At 62.1% G+C, this 570-nt stretch carries 2 protein-coding genes; both read right to left on the bottom strand.

Annotated elements, in window-relative coordinates; translation table 11 throughout:
• Positions 1–318: nitrilase-related carbon-nitrogen hydrolase (locus tag QF629_13065; protein MDP6014448.1), on the bottom strand; the 318-nt coding region annotated here is incomplete at its 3' end.
• Positions 319–396: 78 nt separating this feature from the next.
• On the bottom strand, positions 397–570 hold a 174-nt coding region (locus tag QF629_13070; GenBank protein MDP6014449.1), incomplete at its 5' end, for a hypothetical protein.

Here is a 570-nt window from a genome sequence, read left to right on the forward strand (position 1 = left end):
GATAACGCCGATGACAAGATGGACGCCGGCTGCGCGGGCGGCCTTGCCGATTGCCTCACAGGCCGCGCCCGGAACCTCGATGGAACTGTCGAAATAGCGCTGGAAGTCGGCACGGCCCTCGGGCGTTCGACCGCCGACGCGAGCCCCGAAGTCGAGGCCCTTGGGATAGGCCGAAACGAACGCTTCCGGGAAGACTACCAGCTCGGCCCCCTGGCCGGTGGCCTCGGCGGTGAGACGGCTGACCTTTTCGATGGTTTTATCGCGATCGAAGACGACGGAGCCGTCTTGAACGATGGCTGCGGTGATCTTGCGGGACACTATATCCTCCGAATTGAATGTGAATCGGGACACCTCGGCGGACCAGCGGTTGCCGGTCCAATACCGCCCGGCGTTCGCCTAGATGTCCAGGTTGACGACCTTGAGGGCGTTGTCCTGGATGAATTCGCGGCGCGGTTCGACCACGTCGCCCATGAGTTTTTCGAAGATCTCGTTGGCTTCCTCGGCGTCCTTGATACGCACCTGGAGCAGCGAACGGATGTCCGGATCAAGGGTGGTTTCCCACAACTGCTC

The sequence above is a fragment of the Alphaproteobacteria bacterium genome, assembly GCA_030739735.1.
Classification (GTDB): domain Bacteria; phylum Pseudomonadota; class Alphaproteobacteria; order UBA7887; family UBA7887; genus UBA7887.